Raw genomic sequence first — 19165 nt, forward strand, 5'->3', positions numbered from 1 at the left:
ATTTTTAAGGGCATGGCTTGGAAGGAGAAACGATTATGGCAAAAACAATTATAGAAAAAATATGGGACCAGCATATTGTATACGAAGAAGAAGGGAAACCCGATTTGCTTTACATTGATCTTCACTTGCTGCATGAAGTAACTTCACCACAAGCATTTGAAGGCTTGCGCTTAGCAAATCGTAAAGTGCGCCGCCCGGATCTTTGCTTTGCGACGATGGATCATAATGTCCCGACAAAGAATTTACCGACTATAAATGATCCAATTGCAAAAAAACAAATTACGACTTTAGAGAAGAACTGTGAAGAGTTCGGCGTACAGTTAGCTCATATGGAACACCCAGACCAAGGGATCGTGCATATTATCGGACCAGAACTTGGATTGACGCAACCTGGAAAAACAATTGTCTGCGGTGATAGCCATACATCTACACATGGTGCGTTCGGAGCAATTGCTTTTGGCATCGGCACAAGTGAAGTAGAGCATGTATTGTCTACACAAACCTTGTGGCAAAATAAACCAAAGACGATGGAAATTCGTGTGACAGGTAAGCTGGGTTTTGGCGTTACCGCAAAAGATATCATTTTAGCGATCATTGCGAAGTTTGGAATCGATGTCGGAACAGGTCACATCGTGGAATATACAGGAGAAGCGATTCGGTCATTGTCTATGGAAGAGCGCATGACGATTTGTAATATGTCAATCGAAGCCGGGGCTAAAGCAGGCTTGATCGGCCCGGATGAAACTACGATTGAATACTTGCGTGGACGACGTTACGCTCCTCAAGGTGAAGAATTTGAAAAGGCGGCAGAGCGCTGGATCGCATTGAATACGGATGAAGGTGCACAGTTTGATCAAGTGTTGGAAATCAATGCGGATGAAATTGAACCATTTGTGACATGGGGGACCAACCCGTCGATGGGTTCCGGAATTTCGGCAAGTATTCCATCCGCTGCAGACTATAAAACAGAAACGGAAAAGTCCGCTCTTCGTTCTGCTCTCGAATATATGGGACTGGAAGAAGGTATGCCGTTAACGTCGATCGATATCCAGCATGTATTCATCGGTTCGTGTACGAATGCTCGTCTAAGTGATTTACAGGCAGCTGCAGATGTCATTGAAGGTAAACATGTTCATCCTTCTGTGACCGCGATTGTCGTGCCTGGGTCGCGAACAGTCAAAAAACAAGCTGAAGATATTGGATTGTCTCAAATCTTTATTGATGCAGGGTTTGAATGGAGAGAATCTGGTTGCAGCATGTGTTTAGCAATGAATGACGATATTGTACCAGCTGGTGAACGATGTGCATCTACATCGAATCGTAACTTTGAAGGCCGCCAAGGCGCAGGCGCTCGTACACATCTAGTCAGCCCATCGATGGCTGCAGCCGCTGCAGTTGCTGGACACTTTGTAGACGTTCGGGACGTAAAAGCCGCTGTGCATAATTGAGGAGGGGATTCAGATGGAACCAATTAATATAGTAGAGAGTGTACTCACTCCATTAGATAAAAATAACGTAGATACAGACCAAATTATTTCTAAAGAATTTTTGAAGCGAATCGAACGTACGGGATTTGGAGAGTTTTTATTCTATCACTGGCGCTTCAATCCAGATGGTACAAAAAACGAGAACTTTGTATTGAATGATCCGCGCTATCAAGGTTCTACTATCCTTGTGGCTCATGAAAACTTCGGTTGCGGTTCGTCTCGTGAACACGCGCCATGGGCAATTTTAGACTACGGTTTCCGTGTTGTCATCGCACCAAGCTTTGCTGACATATTCCACAACAACTGCTTTAAAAACGGTATCTTGCCAATCGAACTATCGGTTGCTGAAATAGATGAGCTTTTGGCTAAAGGGAAAGAAGCAGCTTACCAATTGACGGTAAGCCTTGAAGATCAAACGGTGACGGGAGAAAATGGAAAAGTCTATCGTTTTGACATTGACCCATATTACAAAAAGATGCTATTAAACGGCTGGGATGAAATTTCATTGACGATCCAATATGAAGACCATATTGCCGCATATGAAAAACAACAGGCATAATAAAGACTATCCATCGCTTTCATAGCCATGGATAGTTTTTATTTCCTTTTACTAGTCTATTTTACGCGTTTTATGGATAACGGACGAAACAACTGTCGCATTATGCTATAATTGTTGGAGGTATATACATACTACTATAATGAAAGCAGTGAATGGAGTTGATTTAAAAAGATGGTGACCTCACCTAAAATGAAAAAAAATATTATTTTCATTCCTTTACTATTTGCGCTGTTGATCTATATCAGTTTGCCACAGCTTTATGTGAGTGCGGAAATACAAGATCAGCGCTTCTCTGATGTGCACAATGATTTCTGGGCTAAAGACGAAGTGACGCAATTGGTTGAAGAAGGGATTATTAATGGCTATCCTGACCTCCAGTTCAGACCAAGCGTAAGTATTATGCGTGGTCAAGCTGCCAATTTATTAGCAGGTGCCTTGAAATTGCCGGAAGCGCCCTATCAGCCAGTATTCAAAGATGTCAGCCCAAAATCATCCCATCTACGGGGAGCGATGGCTACGTATCAAGAAGGCATATTTGGAGGGAAACCGGATGGCACATTTGGAACCGGTGACCAATTGACACGGGAACAAATGGCAAGTGTCATTGTACGGGCATTTAAATTGGAAGACACCGGAGAAGATGTGCGGTTTACAGATGATAACAAAATTAGTGAATCTCATAAGTATGGCGTAAAAGTCCTAATGCAGCATGGAATCACTACAGGTAAAGAAGATGGGTCGTTTGATCCGAAATCACCTGTGAATAGGGCATCCTTTGTTGTGTTCTTACATAGAGCAATGATCCAGGCAGGCATGTTGGAAAAAGAGAGTCCTATTTCGTTTAATAAACCAAAAACAATAGGGGATTTTGATCCGATCCGTTTTGAACAGCAGTTTGTAGAAGTGCCGATAACAAATGAAGACAAAACTTTCTTACGTTCCAATCATTATCTTCAGCTTGTCACAAAGCGTGTACAGCCTTATGCGCATGCAACGGATCATGTGTATATATACGGCGTAAGCGGGATGAAATCGACTCGCGTCACGGTGACAAAGCGAGAACTGCCGAATGGAGATTACTTCGTATTTACAGAATTACGAAACCCTCAGCGACTGCCGATTCGTGTGGATCTGGTACAGATTGAAAAGGGAATAAAGGAAAATCGCTTAGAACCCTACAGTAAATATCCAATGAAAAAAGATATTGATGACACCTTTGGATTCGATATTGCAACCTCCCCAATTGGAGTGCTTGAAACTGTATCGGATCAAGGAACTGGACAACAGATGATTGCGAAATCCTATCGTTCACGTGATTTGGAAATGAAGTATCCGAATGGTGCATTAAGTCAGACACGTGAATTGCATGATGAAAAAATAGCACACAGCAATATTGTAATGGGACCAAATCGCGTGACCGTCTATGAATTATATTCTCGCGGCTATGATATTGTAGATCAGTGGTATTTATCATCAGCTGAAAAACTATTCTCGAGCAACCAACGAATGGATGCTTGGATGCATGAGTCAATCATCAATTATAAAAAACGAAATAAATGGTATACCGCAAACGGTCCGTATAATAAAATGGCGACAACGATCGAACCAATGCCGGCTTCAGGAAGAGGATATGGCCGCAACTTATTGTTAGTGAAAGAAGACCGTGTTATGCTGCTGTACAATCAAACGCAAGAACGGTATTACGAAGATCTTTTGCATAATTCATTTGCGAACTTAACGATTTTTAGAGGGAATAAAACATATTGGGAGACAGAAGTGACAAGCACTTATTTAAAGAACTTGTATAACTTCACTGCTCCATTTGTCGATACGCGTTTCAATGAACAAATTGCATTATTCCTTTACAATGGAGGAAAGGCGTTTGGTCATAAAGATTACAATGAAGGTTTACGTAACTATGCGAATTTATTGGTTCAGCAGCAGAAAAAAGGCAATGTCAGCGCGTTAACGAAAAGTGCTTATTATATTCCGGACTATTTCCCGGCGAAACAGCAAGTCCGTACGCATACTTCCATGAATCATTTGCTTGGTGGGATGAATATCTTACTTATGGCTTATCAAGAGTTCAAAGATCCGATCTATCTACAGACAGCGAGTGCAATTGAAAAGGCGATCCAGCTGGATGAGAAGAAGTGGATTCGTTCTGACGGGGATATTTGGTACAAACGCGATCCAAACGGTCAGTTTGCAGGAAGAGACTATACACATTTAACACTGGAAGATTTGATTCACTCCTATGAAAAGTGGTCTGCTGTAGACAAAACAAAATTGCCGGTATTTGAGCGTATGATCAAATCAAAAGCTGGCTATCTGAATAAAAATAAAAAAGGCTACACAACGAAAATTAAAGAAGGCCTTGAACGAATCAATATGTCGAACTTGTTACCTGCAGGAGCAGAACATACAGACGCGCTTTAAGTAAAAAACACCATCTCCCATGACGCGGAGATGGTGTTTTGCTGTTTATTTAACTAAGGTAACTAAGTCGGAACGAATCCAGCCATATGGTTCACTTGGCTTTTTATAATCAGGATTCGTATCTGCCAGCACTTTATACCAGACGTATCCGTCCGAACTATGTGTACGGTCCACAATGACTAAAGGATAACCGAATGCTGTCAGTTCGCCTGGATGTTTTGCTTTGTAGGAGAACAAGATATTGCTAGAATTACGCACTTCCGGGCTTGTCCGAATATTGACATCGGCAGTGCCGGTAAATGAAATGAAAGCCAGCTCTGCTTGATTCGCATCTTTATTGCCTAGATACTGATCAATTCTCCACATATGGCCGGCGATTTTACTGCCCCAAAAAGGATCGGAAGCGTATTTCATATTAAATCCAACTGCTTTATTTCCTGGTGCAGCGCCGTTCGCATAAGCACCGAAAGGATTTGCATAGTTCAAGTTGATATAACGGCCTATAAACGCATCAATACTTTTGGTAGGGTCTTGATAAACTTCTCCTTTGTCCGGAGAAGAGTCGAATACTCGAATACCGAAAATATTATTTTTGTTTTGCGCATTTGCACTCATTCCATAATCACTTTCATGGATGGCTGTCGCCAAGATGAACATAGCGTTTACTTGGTGCAGTTTTTCTGTAGATTTAATATAAGATCCAAGACCAATTAACTTTGACTTGGTCGTCGCATTTTTATAGCGCGCAATACCTGTTTTTTCACGGCTTTCTAATGCGGACTTAATGAATCGCTCCAAGTCTGCACCTGAATAAGAAGAAGGCTGACGAACAGATTGGAACTGGAAGTATGGATAATACTTCACAACGGTCTGACTACCGCGCTCTTTAAAGTGCACGCCGTCATTACTTGTGTAGGTTTGTCCTTTTTTCAAAGCAGAAGAAGCAACAGGTCCTACTGTATACTCTGCGTATTTACCCGTATATTTCTTAGTCTTCGAATCATATGTCCGGTAATATGGATAATGAACCAATAAACCGTCATTCGATACTTTATAGTAGCTGGAGCCTGCTGAAAGCTGAGTTGGCACGAGGTCGACTTCTGCGTGTTTCGCATAATATTTATAGCCGCCTAACTCAACGATCACGTGATTTTCACTGCTGCCTACATAGTCCAATTCAAATCCTTTTTGGACGTATGTGACCTCTTTTTTCAAAGCCGAATCACTATATAATGATGTATATTGCTTAAGGTTTTCCGAAGCAAATACTTGTCCTGACTTCATTTTAATAATCACATTGTTTTGAGAAATCGTCTGAACAGAAGAGGACGCATTATAAGCTGCTAATGCATCCTCGAATTTTAAAAACGACTGGTTTGTTGGATTCAGCTGACCATTTGTAACTGAACTGATTTTATACACTTCGGGATCTACATTCCCGTTGGCGGGGGGAGTAGGAACTGAAGGTTTTGACGAATCCGTTACCGCAAACATTCTGAACAAAAATGCGGAAGCATGTCCAATGGTTGCATTATTTGTTGGCTTAAAGTAGCCTTGATCTCCTCGAATGATGTTTAAGTTCGAAGCGGCGGAAACAGCATCGACAAAGTTCGGAGAGATTTTCTTGCTGTCTTTAAACTGAACCAGTTTTGTATTGACCGGAATATCAAGATAACGGAACGCTTTGAAGATCATTCCAGCCATTTGCTGGCGAGTGATCTGCTGGTTCGGTTTGAATGAGCCGTCAGGATAACCGCCTAAAATTCCAGCGCCTGCTGCATTTTGGATTTCAATCGTACGTGATGTATTTGCTTTCAAATCCTTAAATGTATATTTCGTAGACGCAGGCAGTTCAAGAGAACGTGCTAAATAAGAAGCAAATTCACCTCGTGTCACCGCGCGATCCGGAGATACATTGCCTTTTGCATCGGTTTGAATTACACCCTTATTGACCCAATATGAAAGTTCCTCTTTCATTTGATGCCCTTTATAATCATTGGCGCTTGCAACTGAAGTGAAAAACGGAGAAACTACTAAAAGTAGAAGCGTAAACAGTGTGACCCATCGTTTCAATTTAAAACCCCCTCTATAAATCTTCCACTATTGTAACAGAAAGTGCTAACATTAGTAAGTTGCTTTTGACATATTGAGAGATTAATAGTATATAAAAGAAACGATTTTGTTGTTGCTATAATTACACTTCTCCAGTAATAGATGGGTTTCCCAAAATTGGGGAAGTTTACAAGAGAAGATTTTCGCTCCAGACGGTACGCTTTCCGGAGGGCGGCGACTCCTGTAGAAAGCGTCCGTCCGGAGCTGTCATCGACTGTGCTCGGTTAAGATGCATTTGCTCCTATAATTTTGACTTAGACAGGGGACTTTGAATTAATTCGAAAAGATGCAACGAAAGCTTGCACCATTACGTCCAAGAAAGTGATATAATGCAACAAGGAACAAGCATGTGTAGAAAGGGATTTATAATCGAATGAATAAATGGATACAGCGATTGGAAAAACAATCTACGGTTACAATACTGATTGCAGTAGCAGTTATGCTCATAGCTTTGTTGCTGCCTTCAAAAATAGCATTACTCGGTACGGCTTTATTTTTTGTCATATTTTCATTCCTTCAGCCGCAACAGAGCCTTCTCTTCTTGGTCATTTACGTCAACATCCGACCCTTCTTGATCGAAGTGAACAGTGGGCTGAAATTAATAGGAGATTTAATTATCTTCGTCGTATTCGCATGGACCTTACTGCGTTACAGACGAAATATCGGATCTTTATTTACGTTCAAATGGTTTGAATGGTCTTATTTTGCGTTTATTTTATTTGGATCCATTATTGGTCTGCTGAATGATGTAGCACCGACAGCGGTTATTTTCCAAATACGAACATTCATTATCATGTATTTGTTGTATTACACGATCTCTAGGATGGAATTGACGAAGAAATGGTTAATGCAGCTGGCATGGGTTACGGTGTGGATCAACCTTGTCATGTCGATTCATGGTCTGATTGAGAAACTATCCTTACGGCAACTATTGCTTCCGGAAGAGTGGAAATACAAGGTGTTATCCGCAACGAATGCAGTGCGTATTTATGGGCTTGCGGGAAATCCGAATTCATTGGCATTGGTCCTGTTTTTCGGAATTATTGGGGTTATTTATTTGCAACATGTCTATCAGGCGAATAAGTACAAATGGTCTTTACGGATTCTATTAGTTTTATTCTTAGGGATTCTCGTCCTTACATATTCAAGAGGTACATGGATTTCTGCGGTGACGTTCGGCATTGTGTTCATCGTGATGACGAGGAAATGGTATATCTTAAAACGTCTTGTGATATCAGGCATAGTTTCAATTATTTTGGTCTATTATCCAGCCAACTTAGCTGTTCATTATTTGCAAGAGTTTGGCATGAAGGTCGACCAGCCAGGTCCAGGTAGTATCGGGGGGCGCTTTGGTGAGACGTTTGATGAGAAGAATTTAGCGTTGATGACAGAGAGTGGAAGATTTTTCTATATCAAGAAAGGTTTTGAGATCTTTGGGGATCATCCGGTGACAGGAACTGGATTTGGTTCATTCGGCGGTTCTGCAACACTTTCATACGGTTCTCCTATCTATGATCACTATGGAATCAATTCGGATATTTACGGAGGCAAGTACTTCTATTCGGACAATCAATATATTCAGGTCATTGCAGAGACAGGCGTAATCGGTGTACTGATTTTCGCTCTATTCTTACTAAGTATGCTGTGGTACTTCTGGAAAGCGCGCCATACAAACTTCGGTGTCTTCATGATTGCCCTATGGTTCTCAACAGGGGTTTCGGGAATGTACTATAATATTTGGGAATTAAAAATGTACACACTGTTCTACTTTATTTTGTTGGGTACATTTACGGCTTTTACAAAACTTCAAACAAAAACTGCGAATGATTAATTCATTCGCAGTTTTTGTTTGTAGACACACATCAATTGACAAGTTGCATTAGCGTCAGAGAGAAAAATACATGAAAGACGCACCGGCTCGCGGACCGGGGATTTGCGCTGCAGACGGGACGCTTTCCGTGGGGCGCGGATGAGCCGCTTCCTTCACTACGCTCAGTCCAGGGTCTCATCATTCGCGCTATATCCCACAGGAGTCGCCCGTCTTTCGCTCCAATCCCTAGAAGGTGAACCGTGATACATAGTAAGCTCACTTTAAGTAGTATGAATTTCCGTATTCTGGGATGGAAAAGTATACGTATTTTCAAGAGAATACAGCTTCCGCGCGTGGACATTCAACTCACTAACTTCAGAAAAATACACTAGTTGATCGTAGTAAAAGGCGGCGACTCCTGCGGGATTAGCTCGACAGGTGAGACCCCGCAGGAGCGCAGCGACGAGGAGGCTCACCGCGAGCCCCGCGGAAAGCGTCCGCCTGGAACGCAGATCAACGGTGCCTTTACCAACTGCCATTTTTATAACTATATTCTAAAACCGTGAATGGATAATCTCATCGCGGTTCTTTTTCGTCCAAACGGTACATAGTAATCTTGCTATAAATTTGGTAAACTATAGAATGACATAGAATTGGAAGGATGGAGTTGCGTTATCAATCAAAAAAGTTTGCTGACCCATGCGAAGCGGAGAGTAGCAATCACCGCCATGTCGGCAGTCATGCTCGTGTCATTGCCGTTTGGAGCATCAGCCAGCACGAAAACCGTCACTAGTTACCCAGTCTCTTCGGGCGTCAATTATTCTCAATACACGTATTCAGGCAGTAGTTACATAAATCATTTAGAAGTCAATCTTGGAGACCCACATACAAAACTAAAAATGGGCGTACCTTCACCTATAGCGAAAACAGCGCCAACACTTACTTTGGCGAATCGCGATTCCAAAGAAGGAAATCGGGTAGTAGGCGCTGTCAATGCATCGTTTTTTGATATGAAGACAGGGATGCCCATGTATTTATTATCTGAAGGGAATGAAATCGTCAACGGCGGTGTAATCTCCCAATCAAATTCCTATTATGTGAGCCATCCGATCGCTTTCGGCGTGACAAAAGATGGGCTGGCGGAAATTGATAATTTTAATTTAGGTATTCAAGTCGGAGCCAAAGGAAATGTCTATCAAATGACAGGAATCAATAGAGAACGTCAGGCAGACGAGACGATTATCTTTACTCCGCAACACTATAAGAAAAGTACTGGATCCAATGAATTTGGAATTGAGATTGTCGTAGAGACCAATGCGCCAATTACATCCACTCATTACGGACAGAAAGTACAAGGTAAAGTGGTGAAGGTCCGTGGCTATGGAGAGAAGGCAGCTGTTTCCATTCCATCAAACGGTTTCGTATTATCAGTTCACGGTAAGAAAGGGTTGGAACGTTTCAAGTCGTTAACAGTAGGCGATGACGTTTCATTGGATCTATCAATTGATGATAAATGGAAAGATTCACAGTTCATGATGGCGAGTGGTCCTATGCTTGTGAAAGACGGCAAGCGTCATATTACGATGGACACGTCCAATTGGCGTGCGACTGCTAAAACTGCAAGAACTGCGATTGCAATCAGCAAAGACAAGAAGCAGGTTCATTTGGTGACAGTTGATTCGCGTTCTGGTTATAGTAACGGGATGACGTTGACACAATTCGCAAATTATCTTGTATCTAAAGGTTACGACCGCGCGTTGAACTTTGACGGTGGGGGCTCCACGACAATGGGTATCCGAAAATACGGCAGCAATCAAGTCGTGTTGGCGAACCGGACGACAAATGCCAGTCAGCGAAATATTTCAGCAATCGTTGAAGCGGTCAGCACAGCACCTACCGGCGAACCGGCAATTGTCAGTGTGTCTCGTTCGAATATCGGTGAAATGCTTGTAGGAGCAACGGCGACATTGAAACTGAATCATGTATTGGATGCACATTATAATCCGATCGTGCCAAATGCGTCACAGCTAAAAGTCACTTCAGGTAAAGGCACAGTCGAAGGTACCGGTTTGACATATAAAGCAATAAAAGCAGGGGAAGATCGAATCTATGTAAACTATGGTTCTGCTGAACAGTCCTTCCCGGTTCAAGTCGTTGCGGAACCAGCAAAACTAACTGTCAAAGCTTCAGCGAAAAGTGTTAAACCAGGTGAAAAAATAAACTTTACGGCTACGCCTGCAGATGCATCAGGAAAACCAATCATTTATCAACCGAGTCAATTGACTTGGAGCGTTACAGGCGATCAAATCGGATCGGTTAATTCAAATGGTACATTCAATGCTACAAAAGCTGGAAAAGGACAAGTCAATGCGACGCTGGGTACAAAAACCATCGCGGTGCCGATTGAAGTAAAATCGACATCAACATCAACTCCTAAGCCGACACCGCCAACTGGGGGAGGCAATGGTACGGATACAAATCTGTTCAAGGATGTGCCTAAGTCCTATCCATATGCTGAGGAGATCTACTACTTGCGAGATCAGAAAGTGATTAATGGAGATATCGATGGGAAGTTTAATCCGAGTCATACCTTATCAAGACAACATGCTGCGGTTATTTTGAGCCGTGCATTCGATTTAGCGCCTGTAGATAATGCAAAAACAAGCTTTAGTGATGTGCCGAAAACACATCGCTATTACAAAGAAATCAGTGCTATCGCCAATGCAAATATCGTAGGAGGCTATTCGGACGGAACATTTAATCCGAATGGACAACTGACTCGGGCGCAAATGGCCATGATTCTTGTGAAAGCCTATAAATTAGAGGGAGAATCATCTGCTAAGTTCAAGGATGTATCCCCTCAACATGGTGCGTATAAACAAATTCATATTTTAGCAAATCACGGTATCACGACGGGTAATGAAAAGGGTGAGTTCATGCCTGGCCGCGCTGTGAATCGTGCGCAATTCAGTGCATTCCTATACAGAAGTATGAACTTGTAAGTTTGGATGAAAGAAGCTTTCAAATCAATTGAACAACCGTTGATTTGAAGGCTTCTCTTCCGTTTGTATACAATATAAAACTCCACTCTGCTATACTTGTAGCAAATGATCTGAAAAGGATGTATGGAAATTGAAAATAGGAATTGTGGGGAACTATGGTAATGACAATAACGGCGATGAAGCCATTTTACTGAGCATCATTTCACAAGTTACAGAGGTCTTTCAAGTTCCAAGTGATGTGATCACCGTATTCAGCAATAATCCGAAGCAAACTGCAAAACGCTACCAAGTGATGAGTGCACCGCTTTATTATAAAAAAGGCAATGCAGTCAAAACATTTGCAGCCACGTATATGCAAAATAAGAAAATCGTTAAAACATTTGATTTGCTCATTATTGGCGGCGGCGGTATCTTAATGGATTTGTACAAGCGTGAAGCCCCTTTATATGGATCATATGCCATGATGGCGAAAAATTCAGGCGTGCCATATGTGATTTATGGTTGTGGAGCCGGTCCGCTCAGCAGTGATCTTGGAAAGTGGTTCATCCGATATATGAGCAAGCATGCACATAGTATTTCTGTGCGAGATCCGGAATCGGCAGAGCTTTTGCAATCAGTAGGTGTGAAGAAGGAGATCCAAGTCATTGGGGACCCGGCCTTTTCATTAAAAAAAGAACGTCACACACACTCAGAAAGCCCGGTGAAAATCGGCGTGACAGCTGTTCCTTATTATCATGGCGGCTATTGGCCGGAGAGTAAAGAGGAAATCTACCAGCAGTATATAGAAGGAATGGCGAAAAACCTAGACGCTTTAGCGGCGGCTCGACCTGTTGAAATCACGTTTTTTGCTACAAAGTTCCCTCAGGACGCAGACGTAACGAAAGACATTCAAGCATTAATGAAAGAATCAGCGCACACCACTGTTATCGACCGCAATTTATTGCCGAAAGACTTGTTGGAAATCACGGCGTCCCAAGACCTGGTAATCGGGACCAGATTACACTCGTTAATCTTAGCGACCTGTACAGCGACACCAGTTATCGCGGTTTGCTATCACCACAAAGTTACCGATTTCATGAAGCTCGCTAATTTGGAGGAAGTTTCGATTCCGATAGGAGAGATGCATCAATCTGAGAACCACTTGACTACTGCATACGAATTATTAGCTGCGGATTGGACGCAGACATGTGAGCAGACACAGAAACTTTCCACAACGTTATATGAAGAAGCTATGAGCGGCACACGACAATTTACAGAGGCCATCAAAAAAAACGTATGAAACTGATTACAGTTTCATACGTTTTTTTTAAAATCCAAGCAATGATCTTACTTCATTAAGGTAAGTTTGGCTTACGGGGAGTTCTGTGCCATCAATGAGCGTGATGACTAAGTTTGAAGAAAAATCCCTGGAGATTTTTTCGATACAACTCATGTTGATAATATACGAACGATGGATACGCAGGAAAACCTTGGGGAGACGAAGATGTAAATCTTTTAATGTGAAACTAATATTATATTGTTCACCAGACGTATAGAACCAAGTCTTCTTATGTAAACTTTCAATATAAGTTACTTCATTGATAGGGATGGGAAACCATTCATCATCCCGTTTCCCCGTCAGAAATTGTAGTTGATCTTTTTTAAGCACATGAAAGTTCGGTGGCAATATAATGATCAAGGCTCCCGGTTCGCCCTTGACATCAATCGGATAGCCTATTCCAAAGTAGGACATTCCATAAAGTGTATTATCCATGACGACCTCCACTTTACGGCGTCCTTTGATCGTAGCCTCCGCAATACTGCCTGTTTGGATATGTTGACCTTCTTTTAAATGGATGTCATGCATGCCAGGATCATAGTAAATGTAGCGGTCCGATACCGCAATGGCGATAGAAGCGTCCTTTGGAACCCAGTCCTCTAAGATGGTTGCATATTGATTCAATATTTTTTTTGGGATATCAACATTTTCCATAGATTCACATAAACCCCTTTGTTTATGAATTCATTTCAATAACTTTCCTTTTCATCCATTCTACCATTCTTTCATCCACTAAAAAAGCCTTTTTGTCGAAATGAACTGACAATTCAGATGGACTGTTATATAGTAATCAATAACGAATATAACTGTTATGAAACAGTTTGTAACAGTTAGCCGTTGAAAAATTGGGAAGGTGTGAAGAATATGTCAACTAGACAAGAACAAATTGCGCAATTGGAAAGAAGCTGGGCCGAGGATAGCCGTTGGAAAGGAATCAAACGTAACTACACTGCCGAAGATGTAGTGAAACTACGAGGTTCACTTCTAATTCAAAATACACTAGCTGAAAAGGGTGCTGCTCGCCTTTGGAAATCTCTTCATGAAGAAGATTTCATCAATGCACTTGGTGCACTTACAGGTAACCAAGCGGTACAACAAGTAAAAGCTGGTCTACAAGCAATCTACCTAAGCGGATGGCAAGTTGCTGCTGATGCAAACCTTGCAGGACAAATGTATCCTGACCAAAGTTTATATCCAGCAAACTCTGTGCCGGCAGTTGTTAAACGCATCAACCAAGCACTTCAACGTGCTGACCAAATCGACCATGCTGAAGGCCGTGAAGACGGATTTGATTGGTTTGCACCAATCGTAGCAGACATGGAAGCTGGTTTCGGCGGTCCATTGAACGTTTTCGAATTAATGAAAGGCATGATCGAAGCTGGAGCTGCCGGCGTTCACTTGGAAGACCAGTTGGCTTCTGAAAAGAAATGTGGACACTTAGGCGGTAAAGTTCTTCTGCCAACTCAAAACGCGGTTCGCAACCTATCTGCTGCCCGTCTTGCTGCTGACGTTCTAGGCGTTGATACAGTAATCATCGCTCGTACAGATGCGGATGCTGCTGATATGGTAACTAGCGATATCGATCCAGTAGATGCAGAATTCCTAACAGGAGAGCGTACACCTGAAGGATTCTACAAATCTAAGCCAGGTATCAAACAAGCAATCGCACGCGGTCTTGCGTATGCAGAATATGCTGATCTAGTATGGTGTGAGACTTCTCACCCATCACTTGAAGAAGCTCAAGAATTCGCGGATGCTATCCATGCGAAATTCCCGGAAAAAATGCTTGCATACAACTGTTCACCTTCATTTAACTGGAAGGCGAACTTGGATGATGCAACAATTGAAAAATATCAAGTTGAACTTGGTAAAATGGGATACAAGTTCCAGTTCGTTACACTTGCAGGTTTCCACACGTTGAACCACAGCATGTTCGAATTGGCTCACGGTTACAAGACTCGCGGAATGGGTGCTTATTCAGAGCTTCAGCAAGCTGAGTTTGATAACGAAGTAAAAGGTTACACTGCTACACGTCACCAACGTGAAGTAGGGACAGGTTACTTTGATGAAGTCGCACAAGTAATCTCTGAAGGCCAATCTTCAACGACTGCAATGTCAGGTTCAACTGAAACAGCACAGTTCTAATAGAAGTTTTATAGTTTTACCGAATGTGACTTTGGGGAGAAAGTTCCGTTCGCTTAAATAAAAGGGGTATTAATAGAATAACGGGGTCACGGTATCTTCCAGTAGATAACGTGAAAGGGGGAGGGAATTGGATGCGAGTCCAGTTCCCTTTCTTTGTTTCATTTGAAAGATTCTGATATTTTGTCTATTATAGAAGTTATGCATATACAATAAAGGAGGAGTAATAGGATGAGAAATGAAGAAATGTTGCTAATCCCCGGACCGACACCGGTGGTAGATTCAATTTATGAAGCGCTTGCAGGCGAGACACGATCTCATACAGACCCAAGATTTGTAAAAATCTACAAGCATACAATTGATCAAACGAGAAAGATATTTAATACCGATGGGGAAGTGTTCGTAGTGGCTGGTTCTGGCACAGTCGCAATGGAAATGGCCATCGTCAACACAATAGCAGAAGGAGAAAAGCTGCTTGTCATCAGCCAAGGCTATTTTGGTGACCGTTTTATTAAATTAGGCCAAGCTTTCGGGATCGAAGTAGATGTCTTGCAGTCTGAGTGGGGGCAACAAGTGTTACCTGAAGATATTGATCGTAAGCTGTCAGAAGGAAACTATAAAGCAGTCACTGTAACCCATGCAGACACTTCTACAGGTGTGGCGGCTAATCTGGAAGCCATCGTGCCAGTCATCAAGAAACATGGCGCATTGGTTATCGTAGATGGTGTCTGTGCTTCTACTGCAATGGATGAAGATATGAGCAAAGAGTACGGAGGACCGGGGAATACATTGGATATTGTATTAACAGGTTCACAAAAAGCGATAGGTGTCCCTCCAGGTCTTGCGCTTGTCGCATTTAACCAAGCGGCTTTGGATGCACGCGCAGCGATGGAAAGAGTTCAAGCGTATTACTGTGATATTTATAATTGGATTCCGATCATGCATGATCCTTCAAAATACTTCGCGACGCCTGCCGTGAATTTGATCTATGCTTTAGAAGAAGGTTTGCGCATTGTTTTGGAAGAAGGGATCGATGCGCGTATCAAACGCCACCAAGCTTATGGTCGTGCGGTTCGACAAAGTCTAGCTGTGTACGGTATGAAGGCATTAGCATCGGAAGATGTAGCTGCACCGACGTTGAGCTGTATTCAGTACCCTGAAGGTGTGAACGATGCACAGTTCCGTGCAGCTATGGCAGATAAAGGCACGATCTTGTCAGGTTCGTTAGCTCACTTGGCCGGTAAAGCTTTTCGTATCGGACATATGGGCAATACGACAGCGGATATGCTCGAAAAAGCCGTTATGCAAGTCGGTGAGACATTAAACGAAATGGGTCACCAAGTGGACATTGCCAAGGCAGTGGAAGTATTCTCTAATGAAATCAAACAGCTGGCCGCTTAATATGAAAAGCCGATAAGAGCAGTAATCTCTCTTATCGGCTTTTTTGTTATTCAGCTTTTTTCACTTGTTTTGTATTGTAGACAAAGTTTGAAATCAGTTTAGCTGTTTGTTGACGAGTTGTAGAGGCAGTCGGCTTGTAGTAACCATTATCGCCGTCTGCGATATCTAGCTCAGCCATCATAGCCATTGCTTCTTTTGCTTCTTTTCCATAGTCACCCAAATCGCTGAATGGATTGGAAACAGACGGTATATACAATTGACCTGTATAGTTTTCATATGCACGCTTAAGCATTTGTGCGAATTGAGCGCGTGACACAGGTTCGCCCGGTTTAAATTGATCGCCATAGCCTTTAACAATTTTATGCGCATATGCTGCTGCAATTTCATTTTGCGTATCGGCGGCATAGTCCTTCAAATCTTTGAAAGGAACAGTTGCTGTAGAATCGGTGGGCAACTTTAGCGCTCTGACGATAAATGAAGTAGCTTGTGCTCTAGTCAGTTGATTGCCAGGTTTGAATGCACTGTTTTCAGTATTCAACAAATCACGGTAATATAGATCTGAAATATACGGGTAAGCCCAATTTCCAGACTTCACATCAGTAAATGGAACTTTAGCCATAATACGGCCTTCAATTCCTTTATCTACTGTTTTCAGAGATTTTAAGTGATCGGCAAAGTTCTCCCAATCCGAGAAGCCGGGTTCGCTGACGCGGCCAGCTTCATACGCTTTGCCCAACGCCTCGAAACCATCTCCGCCACGTGCTGTGAAAACGTTCGTAGCTGCTTTATACATGTGGCTGTCGACCACTTCTTTGCCATCCACTTCCAATGAAACAATTCGGCTTCCTACTGGTTTAGAAGGGTCGAAAAGGAACTTCATACCGGCCACGTGAAGGAAACCGCCCGACTCTTTAGGATATTCTTTTACGGAATGTTCAAAGGTCGATTTCAATTCGGCGCCGCTTAACTGAACGATCGCTAAAGGATTTCCGAATGGCAGTACAGTTAATACTTCGCCGTATGTCACTTCACCTTTATCGATGGATGCTCGAATTCCACCGCCGTTTTGGAATGCAATGGAAACATCGGAGTCAATTTCTTTTGCCTTCTGCAACATACCATCTGTAATTAAGTTTCCGAGATTCGTTTCTCCAGCACGAACACCGCCTAAATCCCGTAAGCCGTTTAAAAATACTTTGGTGGTGGCACCGACAGGGCTTGCCATACGCTGTTCCACTTGTTTTGTATAAGGTGCCAGGATCTCAGCTGCACCTTCATCTATTTCTGCACCTTCACCACCGATCTCATGTAGCTGGCCATTGAAGTTTGTGATGACACCATCTCGGTCGAATTCCACATCAAGCTGTCCGAGAAATTTATTGTATTCATTAGCTTGTACAATGACGACCGGATCCGTATCGGCATTTACAACATGAGGTTCAGGAAGATTAGAGTGGGTATGCCCTCCTACAATAATATCGATTTCAGGGACAGCTTTCGCTAATTCCTGATCATTGTCAATTGCTTTATTGTCATCGAAACCGATATGAGTAATCGCGATGATCTTATTAATGCCAGCTTCCTCAAAAGCAGAGACTGCTTCCTTTGCTTCTGTAATATAGTTTGTGAATGTGACCTTGTCTGGGCTGGAAATTGAGACGGTTTCTTCAGTCGTCAAACCAAAAATACCGACCTTCTCTCCATTCACTTCTTTAATAATACCGTTATAGATTTTGCCGTCTTTTGGATCATCGGTGATCGCTTTTGTCTGCAGTCCGTCAAAGAGGGCATCCTTAGAAAAATCAATGTTTGCGGAGACAACCGGGAAGTTTGCTGCTTTCACCATTTTGGCAAGGGAGGCATGTCCATTTTCAGAACGTCCGAGGTCGAATTCATGGTTCCCGAACGTCATGGCATCATATCCTAAATAGTTCATGATTTTCATGTCGACTTCGCCTTCGAATTCATTGAAGTACAATGTTCCTGAAAAGATGTCACCCGCGTCCAACAATAGATTGGCAGGATTTTGTTCTTTCAGTTTTTTTACAAGGGCTGCACGTTCTGGTGCGTTTGCCACGTGGGCGTGGGTGTCGTTCGAGTGTAGGACGGTCAATGAAAAGTTGTTTTCAGGTGTTTGTTCTGCTGAAGCAATCGTAGGTGTGATGGATGCTGCGGATAGAAGAAGTGCGGAAGCTGTACTCCATTTAATAAAGTTTTTCGCCATTACACATTACCACCTCTCGTTTTTTGAAATTATTAAAAATTGAAATGCTATTGATAGTTTACCATTTAGATCCATAGAGAGCAATGTGAATTAAAGGTTGTCTTTTCGCTATTTTAGCGCTTGTAGGGCGCCTACGTTTGGGACTCGATGTGCAAGGGAATCTTTCGTCGCAAAAGCTAGATTTGACTACTAAACAGATACTAGCTTGGGCATCGAGATAATAAAAGTAATACCGTCATTGAACTCACTTCGGCGCTTGCGGCTGGCTCCCGCAATGAGCCAGTCAGGAAGAGCGCCTGTCTGTCTCATTGCTCCGCCTACCGCTTGTAAGGCGCCTTCGTTTAGCAGGTACAAGCAGGTATTGTGTTTTTTCTGCTAAACAATTTCCGGGCATAACAGGAGCATTTGTTCAAGTGCAAAGCAACGTCATTGGACACACTTCGGCGCTAGCGGATGGCTCCCATGATGAGCCAGTCAGGAAGGGCACCTGTCTGTCTCATCACTCCGCCTACCGCTTGTAAGGCGCCTTCGTTTAGTGAGGGGGAAGCACTTGGCATGTTTTTCTGCACCTTGGCTTTTGACTAATTAGCTGGACAACTTAGGCTTACTTATTTCTAAACACCACACCCATTATTTTAAACATGCCAGCGAAGCCGCAACTGCGGGGTCGG

General features: G+C 42.6%; 11 protein-coding genes. 8 read left to right on the top strand and 3 right to left on the bottom strand.

From position 1 onward, the window contains the following. Positions 1-35 precede the first annotated feature (35 nt). The 3 genes from leuC to B5D59_RS05755 all read left to right on the top strand — a co-directional run bounded on the left by leuC (position 36) and on the right by B5D59_RS05755 (position 4485). On the top strand, positions 36-1448 hold the full coding sequence (gene leuC / locus B5D59_RS05745) for a 3-isopropylmalate dehydratase large subunit (RefSeq protein ID WP_009765912.1): 1413 nt from the start codon (positions 36-38) through the stop codon (positions 1446-1448). 13 nt (positions 1449-1461) lie between these two features. Then, positions 1462-2046: a 3-isopropylmalate dehydratase small subunit gene (gene leuD / locus B5D59_RS05750; RefSeq protein WP_078817216.1), complete on the top strand. Its 585-nt coding sequence runs from the start codon at positions 1462-1464 to the stop codon at positions 2044-2046. Positions 2047-2235: 189 nt separating this feature from the next. After that, a complete protein-coding gene (locus B5D59_RS05755; protein ID WP_245799466.1) occupies positions 2236-4485 on the top strand; it encodes an S-layer homology domain-containing protein in 2250 nt (749 codons plus the stop codon). 45 nt (positions 4486-4530) lie between these two features. On the opposite strand, the gene B5D59_RS05760 is transcribed toward B5D59_RS05755, so the two are convergent. Beyond that, a complete protein-coding gene (locus B5D59_RS05760; protein ID WP_078817217.1) occupies positions 4531-6558 on the bottom strand; it encodes an S-layer homology domain-containing protein in 2028 nt (675 codons plus the stop codon). Between the two features lie 412 nt (positions 6559-6970). Here B5D59_RS05760 and B5D59_RS05765 point away from each other — a divergent pair, with 412 nt between their 5' ends. The 3 genes from B5D59_RS05765 (at position 6971) to B5D59_RS05775 (ending at position 12688) form a co-directional block, all read left to right on the top strand. Continuing rightward, the gene (locus B5D59_RS05765) at positions 6971-8428 is read left to right on the top strand and encodes an O-antigen ligase family protein (RefSeq protein ID WP_078817218.1); all 1458 of its coding nucleotides are present in this window, start codon (positions 6971-6973) and stop codon (positions 8426-8428) included. A 632-nt stretch (positions 8429-9060) separates the two neighbouring features. Continuing rightward, on the top strand, positions 9061-11409 hold the full coding sequence (locus B5D59_RS05770) for an S-layer homology domain-containing protein (RefSeq protein ID WP_078817219.1): 2349 nt from the start codon (positions 9061-9063) through the stop codon (positions 11407-11409). 130 nt (positions 11410-11539) lie between these two features. Then, positions 11540-12688, top strand: a complete 1149-nt coding sequence (locus tag B5D59_RS05775) for a polysaccharide pyruvyl transferase family protein (RefSeq protein ID WP_078817220.1) — start codon at positions 11540-11542, stop codon at positions 12686-12688. Positions 12689-12715: 27 nt separating this feature from the next. Here B5D59_RS05775 and B5D59_RS05780 read toward each other — a convergent pair whose 3' ends face one another. Next, positions 12716-13381 carry a LytTR family DNA-binding domain-containing protein gene (locus B5D59_RS05780; protein ID WP_078817221.1) on the bottom strand — a complete coding sequence of 222 codons (666 nt, stop codon included), beginning with the start codon at positions 13379-13381 and terminating at the stop codon, positions 12716-12718. Between the two features lie 210 nt (positions 13382-13591). On the opposite strand from B5D59_RS05780, the gene aceA reads away from it, so the two are divergent. After that, complete coding sequence (gene aceA, locus B5D59_RS05785; RefSeq protein ID WP_040758374.1) at positions 13592-14872, top strand: isocitrate lyase; 1281 nt, start codon at positions 13592-13594, stop codon at positions 14870-14872. Between the two features lie 228 nt (positions 14873-15100). Next, complete coding sequence (locus B5D59_RS05790) at positions 15101-16270, top strand: pyridoxal-phosphate-dependent aminotransferase family protein (protein ID WP_078817222.1); 1170 nt, start codon at positions 15101-15103, stop codon at positions 16268-16270. Between the two features lie 46 nt (positions 16271-16316). Here B5D59_RS05790 and B5D59_RS05795 read toward each other — a convergent pair whose 3' ends face one another. Continuing rightward, positions 16317-18494: a 5'-nucleotidase C-terminal domain-containing protein gene (locus tag B5D59_RS05795; RefSeq protein WP_078817223.1), complete on the bottom strand. Its 2178-nt coding sequence runs from the start codon at positions 18492-18494 to the stop codon at positions 16317-16319. Positions 18495-19165: the final 671 nt, after the last annotated feature.

The organism is Sporosarcina newyorkensis, from assembly GCF_900167515.1.
Taxonomy (GTDB): domain Bacteria; phylum Bacillota; class Bacilli; order Bacillales_A; family Planococcaceae; genus Sporosarcina; species Sporosarcina newyorkensis.

What these genes read in the sequence shown, in the direction of transcription:
- aceA (WP_040758374.1), top strand. Translation starts at nt 13,592, where the DNA reads ATGTCAACTAGACAAGAACAAATTGCGCAATTGGAAAGAAGCTGGGCC.
- B5D59_RS05780 (WP_078817221.1), bottom strand. Translation starts at nt 13,381, where the DNA reads ATGGAAAATGTTGATATCCCAAAAAAAATATTGAATCAATATGCAACC.
- B5D59_RS05790 (WP_078817222.1), top strand. Translation starts at nt 15,101, where the DNA reads ATGAGAAATGAAGAAATGTTGCTAATCCCCGGACCGACACCGGTGGTA.
- B5D59_RS05765 (WP_078817218.1), top strand. Translation starts at nt 6,971, where the DNA reads ATGAATAAATGGATACAGCGATTGGAAAAACAATCTACGGTTACAATA.
- B5D59_RS05755 (WP_245799466.1), top strand. Translation starts at nt 2,236, where the DNA reads ATGAAAAAAAATATTATTTTCATTCCTTTACTATTTGCGCTGTTGATC.
- leuC (WP_009765912.1), top strand. Translation starts at nt 36, where the DNA reads ATGGCAAAAACAATTATAGAAAAAATATGGGACCAGCATATTGTATAC.
- leuD (WP_078817216.1), top strand. Translation starts at nt 1,462, where the DNA reads ATGGAACCAATTAATATAGTAGAGAGTGTACTCACTCCATTAGATAAA.
- B5D59_RS05795 (WP_078817223.1), bottom strand. Translation starts at nt 18,494, where the DNA reads ATGGCGAAAAACTTTATTAAATGGAGTACAGCTTCCGCACTTCTTCTA.